The sequence below is a fragment of the Mycobacterium sp. GA-1285 genome (genome assembly GCF_001499905.1).
Taxonomy (GTDB): Bacteria; Actinomycetota; Actinomycetes; order Mycobacteriales; family Mycobacteriaceae; genus Mycobacterium.
In genome coordinates, this window is the sequence record NZ_LQIS01000023.1 from 23,895 (window position 1) to 44,777 (window position 20,883).

General features: G+C 66.6%; 23 protein-coding genes and 1 pseudogene. 19 read left to right on the plus strand and 5 right to left on the minus strand.

The genetic code is table 11. From position 1 onward, the window contains the following. Positions 1 to 2 precede the first annotated feature (2 nt). The 6 genes from mftB to mftG all read left to right on the plus strand — a co-directional run bounded on the left by mftB (position 3) and on the right by mftG (position 6,610). Complete coding sequence (mftB, locus tag AU193_RS13825; RefSeq protein WP_253867823.1) at positions 3 to 320, plus strand: mycofactocin biosynthesis chaperone MftB; 318 nt, start codon at positions 3 to 5, stop codon at positions 318 to 320. Continuing rightward, entirely contained in the window at positions 317 to 1,582 is a 1,266-nt protein-coding gene (mftC, locus tag AU193_RS13830; RefSeq protein ID WP_064422944.1) for a mycofactocin radical SAM maturase, read from the plus strand. The genes mftB and mftC overlap by 4 nt, the downstream gene beginning before the upstream one ends. Positions 1,583 to 1,584: 2 nt before the next feature. Then, positions 1,585 to 2,775 carry a pre-mycofactocin synthase MftD gene (mftD, locus tag AU193_RS13835; protein WP_064423142.1) on the plus strand — a complete coding sequence of 397 codons (1,191 nt, stop codon included), beginning with the start codon at positions 1,585 to 1,587 and terminating at the stop codon, positions 2,773 to 2,775. 129 nt (positions 2,776 to 2,904) lie between these two features. Further along, positions 2,905 to 3,648, plus strand: coding sequence for a mycofactocin biosynthesis peptidyl-dipeptidase MftE (gene mftE, locus AU193_RS13840; RefSeq protein ID WP_064422945.1), 744 nt, complete (start codon positions 2,905 to 2,907; stop codon positions 3,646 to 3,648). Then, positions 3,645 to 5,057, plus strand: a complete 1,413-nt coding sequence (gene mftF / locus AU193_RS13845) for a mycofactocin biosynthesis glycosyltransferase MftF (protein WP_064422946.1) — start codon at positions 3,645 to 3,647, stop codon at positions 5,055 to 5,057. Before mftE ends, mftF begins: the two co-directional genes overlap by 4 nt. A 95-nt stretch (positions 5,058 to 5,152) precedes the next feature. Beyond that, positions 5,153 to 6,610 carry a mycofactocin system GMC family oxidoreductase MftG gene (gene mftG / locus AU193_RS13850; RefSeq protein WP_064422947.1) on the plus strand — a complete coding sequence of 486 codons (1,458 nt, stop codon included), beginning with the start codon at positions 5,153 to 5,155 and terminating at the stop codon, positions 6,608 to 6,610. Here the strand turns inward: mftG and AU193_RS13855 are convergent. Then, positions 6,533 to 8,182, minus strand: coding sequence for an MFS transporter (locus AU193_RS13855; protein WP_064422948.1), 1,650 nt, complete (start codon positions 8,180 to 8,182; stop codon positions 6,533 to 6,535). The two genes, mftG and AU193_RS13855, sit on opposite strands and share 78 nt — an antisense overlap. Positions 8,183 to 8,272: 90 nt before the next feature. Between AU193_RS13855 and AU193_RS13860 the strand changes: the two genes are divergently transcribed. Then, positions 8,273 to 8,926: a TetR/AcrR family transcriptional regulator gene (locus tag AU193_RS13860; protein WP_064422949.1), complete on the plus strand. Its 654-nt coding sequence runs from the start codon at positions 8,273 to 8,275 to the stop codon at positions 8,924 to 8,926. Here the strand turns inward: AU193_RS13860 and AU193_RS13865 are convergent. Together AU193_RS13865 and AU193_RS13870 are read right to left on the minus strand one after the other, a co-directional pair. Then, on the minus strand, positions 8,892 to 10,154 hold the full coding sequence (locus AU193_RS13865; RefSeq protein ID WP_064422950.1) for a cytochrome P450: 1,263 nt from the start codon (positions 10,152 to 10,154) through the stop codon (positions 8,892 to 8,894). The genes AU193_RS13860 and AU193_RS13865 overlap by 35 nt on opposite strands. 97 nt (positions 10,155 to 10,251) lie before the next feature. Further along, positions 10,252 to 11,502 (minus strand): cytochrome P450, encoded by a 1,251-nt coding sequence (locus AU193_RS13870; protein ID WP_064422951.1) that lies wholly within the window; start codon positions 11,500 to 11,502, stop codon positions 10,252 to 10,254. A 174-nt stretch (positions 11,503 to 11,676) separates the two neighbouring features. Between AU193_RS13870 and AU193_RS13875 the strand changes: the two genes are divergently transcribed. The 8 genes and pseudogenes from AU193_RS13875 to rplV form a co-directional block, all read left to right on the plus strand. Continuing rightward, on the plus strand, positions 11,677 to 13,194 hold the full coding sequence (locus tag AU193_RS13875; RefSeq protein ID WP_082682973.1) for a carboxylesterase/lipase family protein: 1,518 nt from the start codon (positions 11,677 to 11,679) through the stop codon (positions 13,192 to 13,194). Between the two features lie 368 nt (positions 13,195 to 13,562). Beyond that, complete coding sequence (gene rpsJ, locus AU193_RS13880) at positions 13,563 to 13,868, plus strand: 30S ribosomal protein S10 (RefSeq protein WP_003883485.1); 306 nt, start codon at positions 13,563 to 13,565, stop codon at positions 13,866 to 13,868. Positions 13,869 to 13,882: 14 nt separating this feature from the next. Further along, positions 13,883 to 14,536 carry a 50S ribosomal protein L3 gene (gene rplC, locus AU193_RS13885; protein ID WP_064422952.1) on the plus strand — a complete coding sequence of 218 codons (654 nt, stop codon included), beginning with the start codon at positions 13,883 to 13,885 and terminating at the stop codon, positions 14,534 to 14,536. Continuing rightward, complete coding sequence (gene rplD / locus AU193_RS13890) at positions 14,536 to 15,204, plus strand: 50S ribosomal protein L4 (protein ID WP_064422953.1); 669 nt, start codon at positions 14,536 to 14,538, stop codon at positions 15,202 to 15,204. The genes rplC and rplD overlap by 1 nt, the downstream gene beginning before the upstream one ends. Beyond that, entirely contained in the window at positions 15,204 to 15,506 is a 303-nt protein-coding gene (gene rplW, locus AU193_RS13895; protein WP_064422954.1) for a 50S ribosomal protein L23, read from the plus strand. Before rplD ends, rplW begins: the two co-directional genes overlap by 1 nt. 38 nt (positions 15,507 to 15,544) lie before the next feature. Further along, positions 15,545 to 16,381: a 50S ribosomal protein L2 gene (gene rplB / locus AU193_RS13900; RefSeq protein WP_064422955.1), complete on the plus strand. Its 837-nt coding sequence runs from the start codon at positions 15,545 to 15,547 to the stop codon at positions 16,379 to 16,381. Between the two features lie 21 nt (positions 16,382 to 16,402). Beyond that, positions 16,403 to 16,684 (plus strand): 30S ribosomal protein S19, encoded by a 282-nt coding sequence (rpsS, locus tag AU193_RS13905; protein WP_007167837.1) that lies wholly within the window; start codon positions 16,403 to 16,405, stop codon positions 16,682 to 16,684. Further along, positions 16,684 to 17,016 (plus strand): annotated as a pseudogene (rplV, locus tag AU193_RS23855) (50S ribosomal protein L22); the annotation flags it as partial. The gene rpsS and the pseudogene rplV, both read left to right, overlap by 1 nt. On the opposite strand, the gene AU193_RS23860 reads toward rplV, so the two are convergent. Further along, on the minus strand, positions 16,926 to 17,321 hold the full coding sequence (locus tag AU193_RS23860; protein WP_371259209.1) for a pentapeptide repeat-containing protein: 396 nt from the start codon (positions 17,319 to 17,321) through the stop codon (positions 16,926 to 16,928). The pseudogene rplV and the gene AU193_RS23860 sit on opposite strands and share 91 nt — an antisense overlap. On the opposite strand from AU193_RS23860, the gene rpsC reads away from it, so the two are divergent. From rpsC to rpsQ, 4 genes are read left to right on the plus strand one after another with little or no spacing between them, the layout of a single operon-like run. Beyond that, complete coding sequence (rpsC, locus tag AU193_RS13915) at positions 17,298 to 18,197, plus strand: 30S ribosomal protein S3 (RefSeq protein ID WP_064422957.1); 900 nt, start codon at positions 17,298 to 17,300, stop codon at positions 18,195 to 18,197. The two genes, AU193_RS23860 and rpsC, sit on opposite strands and share 24 nt — an antisense overlap. Before the next feature lie 3 nt (positions 18,198 to 18,200). Further along, positions 18,201 to 18,617, plus strand: a complete 417-nt coding sequence (gene rplP, locus AU193_RS13920; RefSeq protein WP_059101353.1) for a 50S ribosomal protein L16 — start codon at positions 18,201 to 18,203, stop codon at positions 18,615 to 18,617. Beyond that, complete coding sequence (gene rpmC / locus AU193_RS13925) at positions 18,617 to 18,850, plus strand: 50S ribosomal protein L29 (protein WP_059101354.1); 234 nt, start codon at positions 18,617 to 18,619, stop codon at positions 18,848 to 18,850. Before rplP ends, rpmC begins: the two co-directional genes overlap by 1 nt. Continuing rightward, the gene (gene rpsQ / locus AU193_RS13930; protein ID WP_064422958.1) at positions 18,850 to 19,158 is read left to right on the plus strand and encodes a 30S ribosomal protein S17; all 309 of its coding nucleotides are present in this window, start codon (positions 18,850 to 18,852) and stop codon (positions 19,156 to 19,158) included. The genes rpmC and rpsQ overlap by 1 nt, the downstream gene beginning before the upstream one ends. Positions 19,159 to 19,218: 60 nt before the next feature. Here rpsQ and AU193_RS13935 read toward each other — a convergent pair whose 3' ends face one another. Next, positions 19,219 to 20,751: an exopolysaccharide biosynthesis polyprenyl glycosylphosphotransferase gene (locus AU193_RS13935; RefSeq protein ID WP_064422959.1), complete on the minus strand. Its 1,533-nt coding sequence runs from the start codon at positions 20,749 to 20,751 to the stop codon at positions 19,219 to 19,221. Positions 20,752 to 20,883 lie beyond the last annotated feature (132 nt).

A 20,883-nucleotide genomic window follows, 5' to 3' on the forward strand; every position in this document is an offset into this window, starting at 1 on the left:
CCGTGACCTCGTCGTCCGCGGCGCCCGAGGAAGGCACCGTGTCCGACAACGACGCGGCATTCGACCCGGAGCTCGGCTGGCGGCTGCACCACCAGGTGGCGGTGCGGCCGGAGCCGTTCGGGGCGCTGCTCTACCACTTCGGAACGCGCAAGCTGTCGTTCCTGAAGAACCGGACCATCGTCGACGTCGTCAACACGTTGTCCGACCATCCCGACGTCCGATCCGCCTGCCGTGCCGCCGGCATCGACGACACGCAGCAGGCACCGTACCTGCAAGCACTCGGCGTGCTTGCTCGATCGAAAATGCTGGTGCCGCAATGACATCAACGGAAACCGTACGTGTGCCGCGGCTGGTCGAGCAGTTCGAGCACGGCCTCGACGCCCCGATCTGCCTGACCTGGGAACTGACCTACGCGTGCAACCTCGCGTGCGTGCACTGCCTGTCCTCGTCAGGTAAGCGCGACCCCCGTGAACTGACCACCCAGCAGTGCAAGGACGTCATCGACGAGCTCGAGCGCATGCAGGTCTTCTACGTCAACATCGGCGGCGGTGAGCCGACGGTGCGCTCCGACTTCTGGGAGCTGGTCGACTACGCGACCGCCCACCACGTCGGCGTGAAGTTCTCCACCAACGGCGTGCGCATCACGCCGGAGGTCGCGGCGCGGTTGGCCTCCAGCGACTACGTCGACGTGCAGATCTCCCTCGACGGCGCGACCGCGGAGATCAACGACGCCGTGCGTGGGGCGGGGTCGTTCGCGATGGCGACCCGTGCACTGCAGAACCTCGCGGACGCCGGTTTCAAGGACGCCAAGATCTCGGTGGTCGTCACTCGCCACAACGTCGACCAACTCGACGAGTTCGCAGCTCTGGCAGCGCAATACGGTGCCACGCTGCGGATCACCCGGCTGCGGCCGTCAGGTCGCGGCGCCGACGTGTGGGACGACCTGCACCCGACCGCCGACCAGCAGGTCCGGCTCTACAACTGGCTGGTCGCCAAGGGTGAGCGGGTACTCACGGGCGACTCGTTCTTCCATCTCGCCGGGTTGGGTGAGCCCGGCGCGCTGGCCGGCCTGAACCTGTGCGGTGCCGGTCGCGTCGTCTGCCTCATCGATCCCGTCGGCGACGTCTACGCATGCCCGTTCGCCATCCACGACCGGTTCCACGCCGGAAACATCCTGTCCGACGGCGGTTTTCAGAATGTCTGGAAGAACGCTCCGCTCTTCCGGGAGCTGCGCGAACCGCAGTCGGCCGGCGCGTGCGGCAGTTGTGGGCACTATGACAGCTGCCGCGGCGGCTGCATGGCCGCCAAGTTCTTCACCGGGTTGCCGTTGGACGGCCCGGACCCCGAGTGCGTGGAGGGCTACGGCGCTCCCGCCTTGGCTCGCGAGCGGGTCAAACCGAAGTCCAGCGTCGACCACTCGCGATCCGGTCCGGTGATGCTGAAGCTGCTCACGACGCCGCCCCGATCGAAGGTCGGCGCCGGATCCCCTCCCCGGTCCGATGTCGGCGCCGGAGCGCCTCCCCGATCGAAGGTCGGCGCCGGAGCGCCTCCGAAACGCCTCTGCAACGAAAGTCCGGTGTGATCATGGCCGACACCTGGTTCGAAACGGTCGCCGCCGCTCAGGAGCGGGCGAGGCGACGACTCCCCAAGCCGGTCTACTCGGCGCTCATCGCCGCGAGCGAGAAGGGCGTGACGGTATCCGACAACGTCGACGCGTTCGCCGAGCTGGGCTTCGCGCCGCACGTCGTCGGCGCGACGGAGAAGCGCGATCTCGCCACCACCGTGATGGGACAAGAGATTTCGCTGCCGGTGGTGATCTCGCCGACGGGGGTGCAGGCGGTTCACCCGGACGGCGAGGTCGCGGTCGCTCGCGCAGCCGCCGCACGCGGTACCGCGATGGGCCTGTCGTCTTTCGCCAGCAAGCCGATCGAAGAGGTGATCGCGGCCAACTCCAAGCTCTTTTTCCAGGTGTACTGGCTGGGCGGGCGGGACGCGATCGCGGCCCGGGTCGAGCGCGCACGGCAGGCGGGTGCGGTCGGGCTGATCGTCACCACGGACTGGAGCTTCTCGCACGGCCGCGACTGGGGCAGCCCGAAGATCCCCGAGCAGATGGACCTGCGCACCACCGTGCGCATGCTCCCGACGGGGCTGACCAAGCCGCGCTGGATGTGGCAATGGGGTAAAACGCTGCGGCCGCCGAACCTGCGGGTTCCCAATCAGGCGGCCCGCGGCGAGGAGGGTCCGCCGTTCTTCGCCGCGTACGGCGAGTGGATGGCCACCCCGCCGCCGACCTGGGAGGACATCGCCTGGCTGCGCGAACTGTGGGGCGGTCCTTTCATGCTCAAGGGTGTGATGCGTGTCGACGACGCGAAACGTGCTGTGGACGCGGGTGTCTCAGCGATCTCGGTGTCCAACCACGGCGGTAACAACCTGGACGGGACACCCGCGTCGATCCGCGCTCTGCCGCCGATCGTCGAGGCGGTCGGGGACGACATCGAGGTGGTGCTCGACGGCGGCATCCGACGGGGCAGTGACGTGGTCAAGGCGGTCGCGCTCGGTGCCCGCGCGGTCATGATCGGGCGGGCGTACCTGTGGGGCCTCGCGGCCAACGGGCAGGCCGGTGTCGAGAACGTGCTCGACGTTCTGCGCGGCGGCATCGATTCTGCGTTGATGGGTCTGGGCCGCGCCTCGGTCCATGATCTTGTGCCCGACGATGTGCTGGTCCCTCCCGGGTTCATCCGGGCGCTCGGCGTGCCTGAAGGTTCGACCACCTGACGGCCACCCCGCGTGCGAACCTCCTGGTACAGACGGGGCGCAGGGGACTGAGGGGGCGACGCCGGCCCGGGTGGCGAAAAATTCAATGAATCAATTGCTGCGCATGCTTCAACAATTGGCGCACGACAGGTGAATTCGGCCTACCATCGGCGAGTGCCATCTGTCAGCGAGCTCGCGAATGCGACGTCGAAGCAGCTGCAGAGCAAGCCGTCAGCCCTCCTCGTACCCGTCGGATCCACCGAACAGCACGGCCCTCATCTTCCGCTGGACACCGACACACGGATCGCGACGGCCGTCTGTCGGGCGGTTGCTGACCGGCTCGTTGACACCGACGGCGTGAATTGGATGGTCGCGCCTGCCATCGGCTACGGCGCGAGCGGTGAGCACGAGGAGTTCAGCGGCACCATTTCGATCGGGACCTCCGCCTTGAGACTGTTGCTGGTGGAGTACGGCCGGTCGGCATCTCGGTGGGCGTCGCGGCTGGTCTTCGTCAACGGCCATGGTGGCAACGTCGAAGCCCTGGCCGCCGCGACCGCTTTGCTGCGCTATGAGGGTCGGGATGCGGGCTGGTGCTCGTGCACCGTAGCGGGTGCGGATGCGCACGCCGGTCACACCGAAACGTCTGTATTGCTACATATTTCGTCGCAGCACGTCCGTGTCGACGAGCGGGTGCCCGGCAACATCGCGCCGCTTCGCGAGCTGATCCCCGAGCTGCGGCGGGGCGGGGTGGCCGCGGTGAGTGAGGTCGGCGTCCTCGGCGATCCCACCACCGCCACCATGGAGGACGGAGCCCGCATATTTCCCGACATGGTCGAAACATGCGTTCGGCGGATCTCGCGCTGGGCACCCGACCGCGACGGGATGCTGACATGACCGGACCGCGACTGCCAGACGGCTTCGCCGTGCAGGTCGACCGCCGAGTCAAGGTCCTCGGCGACGGGTCGGCCCTGCTCGGCGGTTCCCCCACCCGCCTCCTCCGCCTGGCGCCGGCGGCGCAGACCATGCTCAACAGCGGCAGGCTCGAAGTGCACGACGCCGTCAGCGCCCAGTTGGCCCGGACCCTGCTCGATGCGACGGTCGCACACCCGCGTCCCGCCAGCGGCCCATCGCATCGGGACGTGACGGTCGTGATACCGGTGCGCGACAACGCTTCTGGCGTGCGCCGGCTGCTCACCGCCGTGCGCGGTCTGCGGGTGATCATCGTCGATGACGGCTCTGCGACGCCGATCGACGAGACCGACTTCGCCGACGTCCACGGTGAGGTGCGGGTGCTGCGACACGAGCGCAGCCGTGGGCCCGCGGCGGCCCGCAACACCGGGCTGGCCGCGTGCACGACCGACTTCGTGGCCTTCCTCGACAGTGACGTCGTCCCGCGGCGCGGATGGCTCGAGGCGCTGTCGGGCCACTTCTGCGATCCCGCCGTGGGCCTGGTCGCACCGCGAATCGTCGGCCTGCGCGAACCGGACAACGTGGTCGCCCGCTACGAGGCCGTGCGCTCGTCGCTGGATCTGGGCTTGCGGGAGGCCCCGGTGGTGCCGTACGGCACGGTGTCTTACGTACCCAGTGCCGCCATCATCGGCCGCCGATCGATGCTCAACGAGATCGGCGGCTTCGACGAGACGCTGACGTCGGGTGAAGATGTCGATCTGTGCTGGCGACTCATCGAATGCGGCGCGCGCTTGCGTTACGAGCCCATCGCGCTGGTGGCCCACGACCATCGCACACAACTGCGAGACTGGTTCTCGCGCAGATCTTTCTACGGCGAAGCCGCCGCACCACTGTCGGTGCGCCACCCCGGTAAAGTCGCCCCGTTGGTGATCTCGGGCTGGACGCTCGTGGCCTGGATGCTGACGGCGATGGGCTCATCGATCGGATACCTGGCCGCGATCGTCGTCGCGACCATCACCGGCCGCCGCATCGCGAAGTCCTTGTCGAGCGTCGAGACCGAACCCAAAGACGTCGCGGTGGTGGCCGCCCACGGACTGTGGGCGGCGGCCATGCAGTTGGCCGTGGCAATGTGCAGGCACTACTGGCCGCTGGCGCTGATCGCAGCGGTCCTGTCTCGACGATGCCGGCAGGTCGTGCTCGTGGCCGCGGTCGTGGAAGGGGTCGTCGACTGGTTGACCCGGAGCCGGAACGCCGAGGACGACACCCCGCGGGTCGGCCTGCTCACCTACCTCGTCCTCAAGCGCCTCGACGACATCGCCTACGGTGCAGGCCTGTGGACCGGCGTTGTTCGTGAGCGTCATCTCGGTGCGCTCAAACCCCAGATCCGGACCTGAGACGAACCTGCCGCGTGCGCAGTACCTCATCTGCTCGTCGCGTCCGCAGTGAAACATCTGCTCCTCGCGTGCGCAGTGAAACATCTGCTCCTCGCGTGCGCAGTGCCTCATCTGCTCCTCGCGTCCGCAGTGACATCCTGATCGTCGGTGCCGGCAGCGCCGGATCCGTTCTGGCCGAGCGGCTCTCCGCCGACCCGGCATGCACGGTCACCGTCGTCGAATCGGGTCCTGGAGCGTCCGACCCACGGGTCTCGGCGCAGATCAGCGACGGATTGCGGCTGCCCATCGGCACCGCCAGTTCGGTGGTGCGGCGGTACCCGACCACGTTGACCGTCGACCCACTGCGTCACGCAATGCTCATGCGCGGCGAGGTGGTTGGGGGATCGGGGGCCGTCAACGGAGGATACTTCTGCCGTGGGCTGCCGTCGGACTTCGATGACTGGCGACTGCCCGGCTGGGCATGGTCGGATGTGCTTCCGCACTTCCGGGCCATCGAAACCGACCTCGACTTCGACAATGCGGTACATGGCTCGGAAGGGCCGATAAGGATTCAGCGGGTATCCGAATTCGACGGCTGTACAGCATCTTTCGTGAATGCAGCCACCGAAGCCGGCCATCCGTGGATAGCCGATCTGAACGGCTCGACCGCCGAGGCGCCGGTGGCCGCCGGAGTGGGGGCGGTGCCGCTGAACATCCACCAGGGTGCCCGTGTGGGCCCCGGTGGGGCCTATCTGCAGCCGGCCTTGGACCGTTCCAACCTCATCCTGCTGACCAACACCCGCGTGCATCGCATCCGAATCGTCGCCGGGCGCGCGGTCGGCGTCGAGTGCGCGGACCAAAACGGCGCCGTCTATCTCGAGGCGGACCGGATCGTGTTGTGCGCCGGTGCAATCGGATCGGCGCACCTTCTGATGCTCTCCGGCGTAGGCACAGCACATACCCTCGAGAGCGTGGGAATACCGGTGGCGGCGGATCTCCCGGTCGGAGCGGTGATGTCGGACCATCCCGAATGGGTGCTACCGGTGAATTGGACGGAAACACATGGGCTCCCACCCCTCGAGGCCGTGCTCACCACCGCGGACGGGCTCGAGATCAGGCCGTACACAGCGGGTTTCGGGGCGATGGTGAGTGGCCGGCGCGACGACCCCGCCGACCACCCCCACATCGGCGTGACGTTGATGCGGCCCAAGTCACGCGGAGCGGTCACGGTGGTCAGTGCCGACCCCGATGTGCCTCCCGTCATCGAGCACCGTTACGACACTGAACCCGACGACGTCGAAACGCTGCGTGCCGGAATCGCGTTGTCCCGTGAACTCGTTGGCGGGACAGCCGAAGTCGGCCCGGCATCATGGTCGACGTCGCAGCACCTCTCGGGGACGGCGCCGATGGGTGGCGATGACGACAACGTCGCGGTCGTGGACCCGCGATGCCGGGTGCGCGGAGTCGACGGGTTGTGGGTGGTCGACGGGTCGGTGCTACCCGTCATCCCGAGCCGGGGTCCGCACGCCACCATCGTCATGATCGGGCACCGAGCGGCCGAGTTCATCGTCTGACCGCGAGACCATTCGCTCGATGAAGCGGAGTTGCCTGCCGTCGCGGCCCGGCGCCCATAGTGCGATGAATGCCGCCGCTACAGCGCAAAGGATGCCGAGAGCGATCAGCGAGATGTGCATGGCCTCCAAGAAGGCCAACTGCGCAGCCTCCGACAGGCGAGCGCCCTGGGGGCCCAGCCGCGCGGCCACCTCGAGTGCCTCGGCCAACGAATTCGACGCGGCGGTGCGCAGCGATTCGGGTAGTGCGCTCAGATGAGGCTGCAGGCTATCGCCGTACTGCGCGGCCAGCACGGAGCCCGCGACTGCGATGCCCAGGGCGGCCCCCACCTCGCGGGTGGTGTCGTTGACCGCCGACGCGACCCCCTGCTTCTCGTCCGGCACCGCACCCATGATCGCCGAAGTCGCCGGCGCCGTGCATAACCCGATGCCCGTCGACATGATGAGCAGCGGCAGCGCCAGGTCCAAGTACGGCGAGTCGACATCTAGGGTTTGCATGTAGAACAGCCCGACCGCGATCAGTGTCAGGCCGGTGGACAAGACGATCCGGAGACCCAGTCGTGGCAGATACCACGGTGTGGTAAGGCTCAGGACCAACAGGGGGGCGACCAGGGGCGCCAACGCGAACGCCGTCTGCAGCGGCGTGTAGTCGAGCAACAGCTGCATGTACTGCATCGAGACGAAGAAGAATCCGAAGTTGGCGAGGAAGAAGAACGTCACCACGACGGCACCGGTGGTGAAGTCGGCCTTGGCGAACAAGCGGACGTCGAGTAATGGGTGCGCGCTGCGCAGTTCCCACGCCGCGAAGGCGGCCGCCAAGACAACCCCGGCGGCCATACACCCGTATACGAGGGGATGCGTCCAGCCGTGGGCAGGCGCCTCGAGCACGCCGTAGACGAAAACCGCGACGGCCCCGCCAACCAATACCGCTCCTGGCCAGTCCAGCGGTGTCGCTTGCTGATCACGAGACGAGGCCACCGTGCACGCGAGGCAGAACAGCCCCGCACCCGAGATCGCGAATGCCCAGAAGATCGACTGCCACGACCAGAAGTGGAGCAGCACACCGGATCCCAGGAAGCCGACCACTGCACTCGAACCCGCGACACCCGCCCAGATGCCGACGGCCTTGTTGCGTTCGGCCTTCGGGTACGCGGCCGTCAACAGCGACAGCGTGGCCGGCATGACGAACGCCGCACCGACGCCGGCCACGGCGCGAGCGATGATCAACGCGACTGGACCGTCGAAGATCAGCGGCGCGGCCGAGGCCAGCGTGAAGATTCCGAGACCGGCGAGCAGAGCGCCGCGGCGACCGTACCGGTCGCCGATCGCGCCGGCAGGCAACAACAGGCACGCCAGCACCAAGGTGTAACCGTCGACCACCCACGTCAACTGCGCCTGGGTGGCGGTGGTTTCCACGGCGATGTCGGGCAGCGCGGCGTTGAGGGCGACCATCGAACTGATCGCCAGCGCGACGCCCATGCAGGCGACGGTGAGTAACCAGACGCGCGCACGGACGGACAGATCTGCGACGCTCGCGCCGATATCCTGTTCAGACCGGCTGAGGGTGTCGACCATACGTCGCTCTCTTCCGACGGAGATTTTCGAGACTAACAGTCTTGGTATAAGACCGATAGTCTTGTTCCCGGTGAGGAGGTGGGTTAAACGATGAGGGGGCCGAGTACCGACCCGAGGCCGGCGCGGTCCCGTGCCCGCCTGCTCGACGCGGCCACGACGCTGCTACGGACAGGCGGCCCCAGCGCGGTCACGATCGACGCGGTCACCCGAACCGCCAACGTCGCGCGGGCCACGCTGTACCGGCACTTCCCGACCGCCAACGACTTGATGGCGGCGGCGTTCATGAGCCTGCTCAATCCCGCGCCGATGCCGCCCGCCGGTGGCACTCTGCGCGACCGGTTGATCGCCGTCGTGGTCGGGTGGGCGGAGTCGATCGCCGAGGCGTCCGCGATGATCACCGCCATGACGTGGATGGCGTCCGGTCCTGATGTGGGAACATACTCCGAAGTGCAGCAGTCGGATTCGGATGCGGTCGGCACCCTGAGATCACGGATCATCGCGCTGTATTCGGCGCCCTTCGACGCGATCCTCGACGGGCCCCAGGCGGCCGAGGAACTCGACGAGGTGGACCGGATCCAGACGATCGCACTTCTCATCGGGCCGTTGATTCTCGGCAAGTTGTCGACCGTGGCCGACTTCGACTACCGCGCGTGTGCGGAGGCCTCCGTCGACGGATTCCTGGCCACCCACGCGAGGAAGCCGAACGAGATCACCTCAGCGAGTAGCGAATCGGGAGATGCTTGAGGCCACCGACGAACACCGTCGCGGCCAGTTCGGGTTCGCCGGCAAGCTCGATCGAGTCCAGCCTCGGCAGCAGTTCGGTGAACAGGCTGTTCATCTCCATGCGCGCCAACGCGGCGCCGAGACAGAAGTGCACCCCGTAGCCGAACGACAGGTGCTTGTTGGGATCGCGGCCCACGTCGAACTTGAACGGTTCGTCGAAGACCTCTTCGTCGCGGTTGGCGGATGCGTAAGCGAGATAGACGGATTCACCTTTGGCGATCGGTACACCACGAACCTCGGTGTCTTCGGCGGCGGTGCGCATGAACTCCTTGACCGGGGTGCTCCAGCGGATCATCTCCTCGACCGCGGTCCCCATCAATTCCGGTTGTGCAGTAAGCCGTGCGAGTTGGTCGGGATTGTCGATCAGCGCGCGCAGGCCGCCGGAGATCGCGTCCTTGGTGGTGTCGTGGCCTGCGGTGGCCACGATCACGTAGTAGGACGCGGTGTCGACGTCGGATAGCGGCTCACCGTCGATGATTCCGTTCGCGATCGCCGATGCGAGGTCATCGGTCGGGTTCGCCCGTCGCGAAGCGGTCAGTTCGTTGAAGTAGGCGAAGAACTCGACCACCGTCTGCAGCTTCTCCTCAGGGGTGGTGCCGCGCTGGTACTCCTCGTCGTCGCCGCCGAAGATCTCCTGGGTGAGCTTGAGCATGCGCGGGAAGTCCTCTTCGGGCAGACCGAGCAGCGACAGGATCACATAGAGCGGGTAGTGCACCGCGATGTCCTCGACGAAGTCACATTCGGGGCCGATGTCGCGCATCTTGTCGACGTAGCGCTTGGCCAGCTCGTCCACCCGAACCTTCAACTCGCGCATCGCCTTTGGACGGAACCAATCCGCGCCGATCTTGCGGACATCGCGGTGGTGCGGGTCGTCCATGTGGATCAGTGTCCGCAGTCCCATGCCGGCTTCCAGCTGGGCCCTGGCAAGGTCGTCTGCTTCGGCTGTCGCGAGGAGCGGCCGCGGTTCGCTCAGCCACAGGTCGTTGTCACGCTCGATCGCCATGATGTCGGCGTGCTTGGTGATGGCGTAGAACGGCCGGTACGGAGCATGGTCTACATAGGCGACGGGATTGTTGGCGCGCAGCCAGGTCATCGCGGCATGTAGCCGGTCGTCGTCGGCGTAGGCCGTCGGATCGGCGAAGACCTTCGCGGCTTCCTGCGCTTCCTGGTCCATCGTCGGCGTGCTCATGGAGGCTCCTGGGGCTGTCTTGACGGGTGTCAAACCAGTCTATGTGACCGACACCACTTCATTCCGCGAGGGTGGGGCTCCTCACTGCGGCGGGTTTTCAGCGCAGCGCGTATCTGATCGGCAGGTGCTTGAGCCCGCCGACGAAAATCGTCGCGACGAACTCGGGGTCGCCGGCCAACCCGATCGATTCGAGCCGTGGCACCAGCTCGGTGAAGAAACTGTTGATTTCCATGCGTGCCAGCGCGGCGCCGAGACAGAAGTGCACGCCGTAACCGAACGAGAGGTGCTTGTTCGGGTCACGGCCCACGTCGAATTGGAACGGGTCGTCGAAGATGTCTTCGTCGCGGTTGGCCGAGACGTAGGACAGCAGCACCGACTCGCCCTGCTTGATCGGCACACCGCGCACTTCGGTGTCTGCCGTGGCGGTGCGCATGAACTCCTTGACCGGGGTGGTCCACCGGATCATTTCCTCGACCGCGGTGCCCATCAGCTCCGGCCGGGCCTTCAAGCGGGCGAGCTGGTCCTGGTTCTCGATCAGCGCGAGTAGGCCGCCCGAGATCGCCGCGCTCGTGGTGTCGTGGCCGGCGCTGGCGACGATGACGTAATAGGAAAGGCAGTCGACGTCGTTGAGGTACTCGCCGTCGATCTTGGCGTTGGCGATCGCCGAGGCGAGGTCGTCGGTGGGGTGGGCCCGGCGTTCGGCGGTCAGGGCGGTGAAGTAGCGGAAGAAGTCGGTGATGACCTCGTGAAGTTCCTGCGCGCTCTTGCCGCGGGTGAACTCGTCGTCGTCGCCGCCGAACATCTCCTGGGTGAGCTTGAGCATGCGGCCGAAGTCGGTTTCGGGCAGCCCGAGCAGCGACAGGATCACATAGAGCGGGAAGTTCACCGCGACCTCTTGGACGAAGTCGCATTCGGGACCTTTTTCGACCATCTTGTCGACATAGATTCTGGCCAACTGGTCGACGCGGGTCTTCAGCGCGCGCATCGCCTTGGGCCGAAACCAGTCCGCGCCGATCTTGCGGATGTCGCGGTGCAGCGGATCGTCCATGTGGATCAACGTGCGCAGTCCGCCACCGGCGGCGAGGTTGGCCTGCGACAGGTCGTCGGTCGCGGCTGTGACGAGCATCGGGCGCGGTGCATTGATCCACAGCTCGTTGTCACGCTCGATCGCCATGATGTCGGCGTGCTTGGTGACCGCCCAGAAAGGCCGATAGTCGGGCACGTCGACGAAGGACACCGGGGCGTTGGCGCGCAGGTGGGTCAATGCGGCGTGCAGGCTCGCCTCGTCGGTGTAGGCCTTGGGGTCGGCCAGCACCTTGGCGGCGTCGTCGATGATCGGCGTGCTCATGATTGCCTCGCTCAAAGTCATTCTTGACAGCTGTCAAGAACGCACTCTAAGCGATGGCACGGCGGCGGATCCGCGCCGCGTCAGTACGCTCGCCAGGTGGCCAGTGCAATCGGCGGACAGCCAGTCCGGCGCGGCGTCGGTCGCACGGCGGCCGCACTCGCAGTGCTGGCTGCCATGCTGTCCGGCTGCGCCGAGGGCGAGACCGCCGCGGTGGATCTTCCCGCCGACCCCGGAGTTGCCCGAACCACAGCAGGCGCGGTGCGCGGGACCGTCGCCGACGATCACCGTTACTTCGCTGGAATCCCTTACGCCGCACCGCCTCTCGGCCCGTTGCGCTGGCAACCGCCCGCACCGGTCGCGCCGTGGACGGGATTCCGCGACGCGACCCGCCCCGGTGCGCGGTGCATCCAGGACACCAGCTCCGACGTCGACCGACGCCCGCCCAGCGAAGACTGCCTGACCCTCAACGTCTGGACTCCGCCGCCGTCGGACGAGCCGCTGCCGGTGATGGTGTGGATCCACGGCGGGAGCTTTCTGAACGGCAGCGGCGACGTCTATCCCGCGCGGCGGCTGGCCGGCCACGGCGTCGTCGTCGTCACGATCAACTACCGCCTCGGGGCGCTCGGCTTCCTCGCCCATCCCGCCCTCGGTTCCGGTGGCGACGTCGGCAATTACGGCCTCGCCGACCAGCAGGCCGCGCTGCGATGGGTTCACGACAACATCTCCGGATTCGGCGGGGATCCGGACAGGGTCACGATCGCAGGAGAATCGGCCGGCGGGATGGCCGTCTGCGACCACCTCGTCGCGCCCGGGTCCCGGGGTCTGTTCAGCGCGGCGATCATCCAGAGCGCGCCATGTCGGGCGCAGCACGACCTGCGAGCCGCCCGGGAGGCCAGTGTCTCGTACGCAGCCGATGTCGGATGCGCGGATCCACGCGTCGCCGCGGACTGTCTACGGTCTCTGCCCGCCGACCGGTTCCGTGCCCCGTTGACGTACGCCCGGTTCGGGACCGAACGCGTGAGTGGTCCGGTTGCCGGCACCGAGTCGCTACCCGAGGACTCGTTCACCGCGATCACCGACGGCAAGGCTGCCCGAGTGCCGGTGATGATCGGCACAACGCAAGACGAATTCACGCTGTTCGCGGCGCTGCAGGCGTTGCGCGGGCGATCATTCGATGCCGGCGGCTACCCGGAATTGCTGGCCGAGGTGTTCGGGCCGCACGGGGCCGCCGTGGCGGCGCGGTATCCGCCCGAACGGTACGGCGGAAGCGTCGCGCTGGCGTATTCGGCGGCGGTGACGTCCGCCGACTTCGCCTGCGTCGCCGACCGGATGGCCGACGCGCTCACCGACCAGCCGGTCTATGCCTACGAGTTCGGGGACCGCGACGCGCCGGCACCCGAACCGTTGCGCGAAGCGCCGTTCCCGGTCGGGGCGGCGCATTCCTTGGAGTTGCGCTACCTGTTCGACGTCGGCGGAGCGCCACCGCTGCAACCCGCACAACGACGGTTGTCCGACGAAATGGTCGACTACTGGGCGCGGTTCGTCGCGACCGGATCGCCAGGTCCCGACTGGCCGCAGCTGACCAGTGGTCCAGCGGGTGAGCGGATGTGGCTGGAACCGGACGGCAACCGCGTCGTCACCGACTTCGAACACAAACATCAGTGTGCGTTCTGGGCCGGCCTCCGAACCTGAGCCGGGCAACCGGGTATCCCGTGGCCAGGGATTTGGAGCGCGCCGTTTTCTAGGGCATACTGTTCGGGTTGCCTTGAGCCGGGGCGGTGCCTGTCTGGACCGAATGGCCGGGGCAAACGACCGGCGCCCAACCGGGCGCATCCGGTGCCAATCTCGATCGCGAAGATTTCGGAGCGGACGAGTGCGTGTGCGGGCGACACACCCGACCGCGGGGACCGGTGGACCACAGACAGAAGAACAGCGGCGGCATAGCAGCGCAAGAGCTGAATCGCCGGCTCCGCCGGCGGGCTGTATTGCCGGTTCGGCCGGCGAAGTGCCGGTGAGGCGCGGCCCGATCCGGGGCCCAGTATGAGTGAGGTAGGAGAAGCGTGGCGGGACAGAAGATCCGCATCAGGCTCAAGGCCTACGACCACGAGGCGATTGACGCCTCGGCGCGCAAGATCGTGGAAACGGTCACCAGAACCGGCGCCAGCGTGGTTGGTCCTGTGCCGCTGCCGACCGAGAAGAACGTGTACTGCGTCATCCGCTCCCCGCACAAGTACAAGGACTCGCGGGAGCACTTCGAGATGCGCACCCACAAGCGGCTGATCGACATCCTCGACCCGACGCCGAAGACCGTTGACGCCCTCATGCGCATCGATCTGCCGGCCAGCGTCGACGTCAACATCCAGTAGGAGACATCCAGAACATGGCTAGAAGAGGCATTCTGGGCACCAAGCTGGGCATGACGCAGGTGTTCGACGAGAACAACCGGGTCGTGCCGGTGACGGTCGTCAAGGCCGGGCCCAATGTGGTGACGCGCATCCGTACGCCGGAGCGCGACGGCTACAGCGCGGTGCAGTTGGCCTATGGCGAGATCAGCCCGCGCAAGGTCAACAAGCCTGTCACGGGCCAGTATTCGGCGGCTGGGGTCAACCCGCGTCGGCACCTGGCCGAGCTGCGGCTCGACGATGAGTCCGCCGCCGCCGAGTACGAGATCGGGCAGGAGCTGACCGCCGAGATCTTCGCCGACGGCACCTACGTGGACGTGACCGGCACCAGCAAGGGCAAGGGTTTCGCCGGCACGATGAAGCGGCACGGCTTCCGCGGTCAGGGCGCCAGCCACGGCGCACAGGCTGTGCATCGCCGCCCCGGCTCCATCGGTGGCTGCGCCACGCCCGGCCGGGTGTTCAAGGGCACGCGCATGTCGGGCCGCATGGGCAACGACCGCGTGACGACCCAGAATCTGTTGGTACACAAGGTCGATGCCGAAAACGGCGTGCTGTTGATCAAGGGTGCCATCCCCGGCCGCAACGGCGGGCTCGTGATGGTCCGCAGCGCAATCAAGCGAGGCGAGAAGTAATGACTCTCAAAGTTGATGTCCACACCCCGGCGGGTGCGAAGGACGGCTCCGTCGAGCTGCCCGCCGAGCTGTTCGACGTCGAGGCGAACATCGCGTTGATGCATCAGGTGGTGACGGCGCAGCTGGCCGCGGCGCGGCAGGGCACGCACTCGACCAAGACCCGCGGTGAGGTCCGCGGCGGCGGCAAGAAGCCGTACCGGCAGAAGGGCACTGGCCGCGCGCGCCAGGGGTCGATCCGGGCGCCGCAGTTCACCGGTGGTGGCACCGTCCACGGCCCCAAGCCGCGCGACTACAGCGAGCGGACTCCGAAGAAGATGATCCGGGCCGCTCTGCGAGGTGCGCTGTCCGACCGGGCACGCAATGACCGGATCCACGCCGTCACCGAGCTCGTCGAGGGCCAGACTCCGTCGACCAAGAGCGCCAAGGCGTTCCTGGCCACGCTCGTCGGCGACCGCAAGCTCGAGACGAACAAGGTGCTCGTGGTGATCGGCCGCGCCGACGAGGTCGGCGCCAGAAGCGTGCGCAATCTCCCGGGCGTGCACGTGCTTTCGCCCGACCAGCTCAACACCTACGACGTGCTGAACGCTGACGACGTGATCTTCAGCGTGGAGGCGCTCAACGCCTACATCAGCGCCAACCAGACTGCGAAAGAGGAGGTGTCGGCCTGATGGCGACCGTCACTGACCCCCGCGACATCATCCTGTCGCCGGTCATCTCCGAGAAGTCGTACGGGCTGATCGAGGACAACGTGTACACGTTCATCGTGCACCCCGACTCGAACAAGACACAGATCAAGATCGCCATCGAGAAGATCTTCGGCGTCAAGGTCGACTCGGTGAACACGGCCAACCGGCAGGGCAAGCGCAAGCGCACCCGCACCGGATACGGGAAGCGCAAGAACACCAAGCGCGCCATCGTCACGTTGGCTGCGGGTAGCAAGCCCATCGACCTGTTCGGAGCACCGGCTTGATCTCGTCAGGCCGGCGACGAAGGAAGACCTAGAGAATCATGGCAATTCGCAAGTACAAGCCGACGACCCCCGGTCGTCGCGGTGCCAGCGTCTCCGACTTCGCTGAGATCACCCGCGACCATCCGGAGAAGTCGCTCGTTCGACCGCTGCATGGCAAGGGTGGCCGAAACGCGCACGGCCGCATCACGACTCGGCACAAAGGCGGCGGACACAAACGCGCCTACCGGGTGATCGACTTCCGTCGCAACGACAAGGACGGCGTCAACGCCAAGGTCGCGCACATCGAGTACGACCCGAACCGCACCGCGAACATCGCACTGCTGCACTACTTCGACGGGGAGAAGCGCTACATCATCGCCCCCGAAGGCATCAAGCAGGGCACCATCATCGAGTCGGGTCCCAACGCCGACATCAAACCGGGCAACAACCTCCCGCTGCGCAACATCCCCGCCGGCACGTTGGTGCATGCGGTGGAACTGCGACCCGGTGGGGGCGCCAAGCTCGCACGCTCGGCCGGCTCCAGCATTCAGCTGCTGGGCAAGGAAGGCAGCTACGCGTCGCTGCGTATGCCGTCGGGTGAGATCCGTCGCGTCGACGTGCGCTGCCGGGCCACCGTCGGCGAGGTGGGCAACGCCGAGCAGGCGAACATCAACTGGGGCAAGGCCGGCCGCATGCGGTGGAAGGGCAAGCGCCCCACCGTCCGTGGCGTCGTGATGAACCCGGTCGACCACCCGCACGGCGGTGGTGAGGGTAAGACCTCCGGTGGTCGTCACCCGGTGAGCCCCTGGGGCAAGCCCGAGGGCCGCACCCGCAAGCCGAACAAAGCGAGCAACAAGCTCATCGTCCGTCGCCGGCGCACCGGCAAGAAGCGCTGAGAGTAGGCAGGTACAAGGAATATGCCACGCAGCCTGAAGAAGGGTCCGTTCGTCGACGACCATCTGTTGAAGAAGGTCGACGCGCAGAACGAGAAGAACACCAAACAGGTCATCAAGACCTGGTCGCGTCGGTCGACCATCATCCCCGACTTCATCGGGCACACCTTCGCGGTCCATGACGGCCGCAAGCATGTCCCGGTGTTCGTCACCGAGGCGATGGTCGGGCACAAGCTCGGCGAGTTCGCCCCCACCCGCACCTTCAAGGGTCACATCAAGGATGACCGGAAGGCGAAGAGGCGCTAATGACTACAGCGACTGAATATCCGTCCGCGACGGCGAAGGCGCGCTTCGTGCGCGTGTCGCCGACGAAGGCGCGCCGCGTCATCGACCTGGTGCGCGGCAAGTCGGTGTCCGAAGCGCTGGACATCCTGCGGTGGGCTCCGCAGGCGGCCAGCGAGCCGGTCGCCAAGGTCATCGCGAGCGCGGCGGCCAACGCACAGAACAACGAGGGTCTGGATCCGTCCACTCTCGTGGTCGCGACCGTTTACGCCGACGAGGGACCGACCGCCAAGCGCATCCGGCCACGCGCGCAGGGCCGTGCGTTCCGGATCCGCAAGCGCACCAGCCACATCACGGTGATCGTGGAAAGCCGAGTGAGCCAGGAGCAGCGCGGCGGCGGCCAGTCCGCCAGCGCGGCCCGGGCGCGTCGCGCACAGGGCAGTAAGGCCAAAAGCGCTGAAGCGGCCAAGAAGGCTCCCGCCAACAAGGCCCCCGAGAAGGCGGCGCCCAAGAAGTCGGCGCCCAAGAAGTCGGCCCCCAACAAGTCGGCCCCCAACAAGTCGGCCGAGGCGAAAGCCGGCACCAAGGCTGAGAAATCGACTGCGGAAGCGTCCGATGCGAAGGAGGGCTCGGAGTAGTGGGCCAGAAAATCAATCCCCACGGCTTCCGGCTCGGTATCACGACCGACTGGAAGTCCCGGTGGTACGCCGACAAGCAGTACAAGGATTACGTCAAGGAAGACGTCGCGATCCGGCGGCTGCTGGCGACCGGGCTCGAACGCGCCGGCATCGCCGACGTGGAGATCGAGCGCACCCGTGACCGCGTGCGCGTCGACATTCACACGGCCCGTCCGGGCATCGTGATCGGCCGTCGCGGCACGGAAGCTGACCGTATCCGGGCCGACCTGGAGAAGCTGACCGGCAAGCAGGTGCAGCTGAACATCCTCGAGGTCAAGAATCCCGAGTCGCAGGCGCAGTTGGTGGCGCAGGGCGTCGCCGAGCAGCTGTCCAACCGCGTGGCCTTCCGCCGCGCCATGCGCAAGGCGATCCAGTCCGCGATGCGCCAGCCGAACGTCAAGGGCATCCGCGTGCAGTGTTCGGGTCGCCTCGGTGGCGCCGAGATGAGCCGCTCGGAGTTCTACCGCGAAGGCCGCGTGCCGCTGCACACGCTGCGCGCCGACATCGACTACGGCCTCTACGAGGCCAAGACCACCTTCGGCCGGATCGGCGTGAAGGTGTGGATCTACAAGGGCGACATCGTCGGCGGCAAGCGTGAGCTGGCCGCAGCCGTGCCCGCGGGTGCGGATCGTCCGCGTCGCGAGCGTCCGACGGGCACCCGGCCCCGCCGTAGCGGTGCGTCGGGCACCACCGCGACGAGCACCGAAGCTGGTCGAGCTGCCTCCGGCAGCGAAGCCGGCCGTGCCGCCACCGGCGGTTCCGAGAGCGGTACGGCTCCGGCCGGCAGCGTGGCAGACAACGCCGCGGCTTCGCAGGCCGCAGCGGCGGTCGAGACGCCCACAGAAAACACGGAGAGCTGAATCATGTTGATTCCCCGCAAGGTCAAGCACCGTAAGCAACACCACCCGAGGCAGCGCGGCATCGCCAGCGGCGGCACGACGGTGAGCTTCGGTGACTACGGCATCCAGGCGCTCGAGCACGCCTACATCACCAACCGGCAGATCGAGTCCGCTCGTATCGCGATCAACCGGCACATCAAGCGTGGCGGCAAGGTGTGGATCAACATCTTTCCGGACCGCCCGCTGACCAAGAAGCCGGCCGAGACCCGTATGGGTTCCGGTAAGGGTTCGCCGGAATGGTGGGTGGCGAACGTCAAGCCGGGTCGCGTGCTCTTCGAGTTGAGCTATCCCGACGAGGCGACCGCTCGGGCCGCGCTGACCCGTGCGATCCACAAGCTGCCGATCAAGGCACGCATCGTTACCCGAGAGGAGCACTTCTGATGGCAGTGGGAGTGACGCCGGGCGAACTGCGCGAGCTGACCGACGACGAATTGAAGGACCGGCTGCGCGAGTCCAAGGAAGAATTGTTCAACCTGCGCTTCCAGATGGCGACCGGTCAGTTGTCGAACAACCGCCGGCTTCGCACGGTGCGTCAGGAAATCGCGCGCGTGTACACCGTGCTGCGCGAACGTGAGTTGGGTCTGGCCTCCGGACCCGTGGGTGAGGATTCGTAATGGCTGGAAAACAAGAGCAGACAAAGGGACCCAAGTACACCCCGCGCACCGAAGAGCAGCGTGGCCGCCGCAAGACGGCCATCGGGTACGTGGTTTCGGACAAGATGCAGAAGACCATCGTGGTCGAGTTGGAAGATCGTAAGAGCCACCCGCTATACGGCAAGATCATCCGCACCACCAAGAAGGTCAAGGCACACGATGAGAACGACATCGCGGGCATCGGCGACCGGGTGTCGCTGATGGAGACGCGTCCGCTGTCGGCGACCAAGCGCTGGCGGCTCGTCGAGATCCTCGAAAAGGCCAAATAGGCTCCTCCACAAGAGAAACCCCCGAACACACGATATGCCGGGGGTTTTTCTGTCGGGAGCTCAGTCTTCGGCGGGCCGCAGCACCGCCAGCACCGTCAGGATCAAGATCTTGAGATCGAGTAGCAACGACCAGTTGTCGATGTAGTAGTTGTCCCATTCGGCCCGGTCGGCGATCGACGTCTGGCCCCGGAATCCGTGCACCTGAGCCCAGCCGGTCATGCCGGCCTTCACCCGGTGGCGCTGCCCGTATCGACGCACGTGCATCTCGAACAGTTCGACGAACTCCGGCCTTTCCGGACGGGGGCCGACCAGGCTCATCTCCCCGCGTAGCACGTTGACGAGTTGAGGCAGCTCATCGAGCGATACCTTGCGCATGATGCGGCCTATCCGAGTGCGTCGATCGTCGCCCTCGACTCCGCCGGGTGCTGTGCCCTCGTCCAACTCGAAGTCCTCGCTGGGGGACTCGGGGATGCGCATGGTGCGGAACTTCAAACAGCCGAAGACCTTTCCGTCGCGTCCGATCCGCGGTTGAGAGAACAGGATCGGACCCGGCGAACTGAACTTCACCGCCAGAGCGAGTACGAGCAGCAACGGCGAAATGAGCACCAGCCCGATCAGCGCAGCGACGCGGTCGACGCCATGTTTGACGGCGAATTGCCAGCCTCTCGGGTTGACCCGGTTCAGCACCATGAGCGGTACGCCGCCCATGTGCTCGATCCGGGTGCCGGTGCCCACCGCGTCCATCAGCCGCGGCACCACGCGAACCCGCAGCCCGAGTTCCTGCGCCAGCTGCGCAGTGCGAGACAGCTGTTCGTCAGGCAACGTCGACGGAGCGATGATGAGTTCCTCAGCCCGCGTGGCGCGCGCGGCGGTCTCGAGGTCGTTCGTGCCGCCCAGGTACGGGACGTCGAACATCTCCACGTCTTTCGGCCGCATATCGTCCAGCACACCGACCGGCCACATGCCGTAGTCGCGGATCTCACGCATGCGGGAGATGAGTTGATGGGCAACCGGGTCAGACCCGACCACAAGCGCCGGCCTGCCGATGCGGAGCTTGCGCCGCAGCCAACGGTTCACCAATGACCTGGACAGGCGGACCGTGGGTATGAGAATGGCCGCGCACACCCCGATCTTCAGGACGACCTCGCTCGGGCGGACGTATTCGGTGAGGATCTCTCCGACCGGGAGACGAGGCACCAGGAGCACCATGAGGGTCAACGTCGCGAGAGCTGCCACTGCGATCGACGTCGCCACCGGCTCGAACTGGTCCAGGAAACCCTCGTTGAGCTTCTGCCGATACATCGACCGGGTGGCCATCACTATCAGCAGCATCGGGACGAAGAGCCACGAGAACAACGCGATGTTACGGGCATCCTCCATGTCGTCGGGAATCCACCAGTGGGCCAGTGCCACCGCGGCCGCCGCCAGGATGGCGTCGATCGCCACGGTGATCACCGAATACCACGGATCGACGCGGAGGACTTCGACCCAGCGCGGCGTCGGCTCTGGGGTCGGAGCCGACACGACCTTCAACCGCGGAACCGTCGGACGGCTACTAGGCGCCTGCTCCGAGGCATCCGCCTTTAGCTGCATTTATCACTCTCTCGGACGGAACTGGCAACTATGCTAGAGGCACTGTACCCACCCCGACGCCAAACCACGCAGCCGTATCGACGGTCGAGAAATGCGCACTCCGCGTCATGCGGACTTCGGGTTAGCCGAAGA

Excerpts from the sequence above, each read along its gene's own strand:
- mftC (WP_064422944.1), top strand. The coding sequence starts at position 317 with ATGACATCAACGGAAACCGTACGTGTGCCGCGGCTGGTCGAGCAGTTC.
- mftD (WP_064423142.1), top strand. The coding sequence starts at position 1,585 with ATGGCCGACACCTGGTTCGAAACGGTCGCCGCCGCTCAGGAGCGGGCG.
- mftF (WP_064422946.1), top strand. The coding sequence starts at position 3,645 with ATGACCGGACCGCGACTGCCAGACGGCTTCGCCGTGCAGGTCGACCGC.
- AU193_RS13855 (WP_064422948.1), bottom strand. The coding sequence starts at position 8,182 with ATGGTCGACACCCTCAGCCGGTCTGAACAGGATATCGGCGCGAGCGTC.
- AU193_RS13860 (WP_064422949.1), top strand. The coding sequence starts at position 8,273 with ATGAGGGGGCCGAGTACCGACCCGAGGCCGGCGCGGTCCCGTGCCCGC.
- AU193_RS13865 (WP_064422950.1), bottom strand. The coding sequence starts at position 10,154 with ATGAGCACGCCGACGATGGACCAGGAAGCGCAGGAAGCCGCGAAGGTC.
- AU193_RS13870 (WP_064422951.1), bottom strand. The coding sequence starts at position 11,502 with ATGAGCACGCCGATCATCGACGACGCCGCCAAGGTGCTGGCCGACCCC.
- AU193_RS13875 (WP_082682973.1), top strand. The coding sequence starts at position 11,677 with ATGCTGTCCGGCTGCGCCGAGGGCGAGACCGCCGCGGTGGATCTTCCC.
- rplC (WP_064422952.1), top strand. The coding sequence starts at position 13,883 with ATGGCTAGAAGAGGCATTCTGGGCACCAAGCTGGGCATGACGCAGGTG.
- rplD (WP_064422953.1), top strand. The coding sequence starts at position 14,536 with ATGACTCTCAAAGTTGATGTCCACACCCCGGCGGGTGCGAAGGACGGC.
- rplW (WP_064422954.1), top strand. The coding sequence starts at position 15,204 with ATGGCGACCGTCACTGACCCCCGCGACATCATCCTGTCGCCGGTCATC.
- rplB (WP_064422955.1), top strand. The coding sequence starts at position 15,545 with ATGGCAATTCGCAAGTACAAGCCGACGACCCCCGGTCGTCGCGGTGCC.
- rpsS (WP_007167837.1), top strand. The coding sequence starts at position 16,403 with ATGCCACGCAGCCTGAAGAAGGGTCCGTTCGTCGACGACCATCTGTTG.
- rplP (WP_059101353.1), top strand. The coding sequence starts at position 18,201 with ATGTTGATTCCCCGCAAGGTCAAGCACCGTAAGCAACACCACCCGAGG.
- rpmC (WP_059101354.1), top strand. The coding sequence starts at position 18,617 with ATGGCAGTGGGAGTGACGCCGGGCGAACTGCGCGAGCTGACCGACGAC.
- rpsQ (WP_064422958.1), top strand. The coding sequence starts at position 18,850 with ATGGCTGGAAAACAAGAGCAGACAAAGGGACCCAAGTACACCCCGCGC.
- AU193_RS13935 (WP_064422959.1), bottom strand. The coding sequence starts at position 20,751 with ATGCAGCTAAAGGCGGATGCCTCGGAGCAGGCGCCTAGTAGCCGTCCG.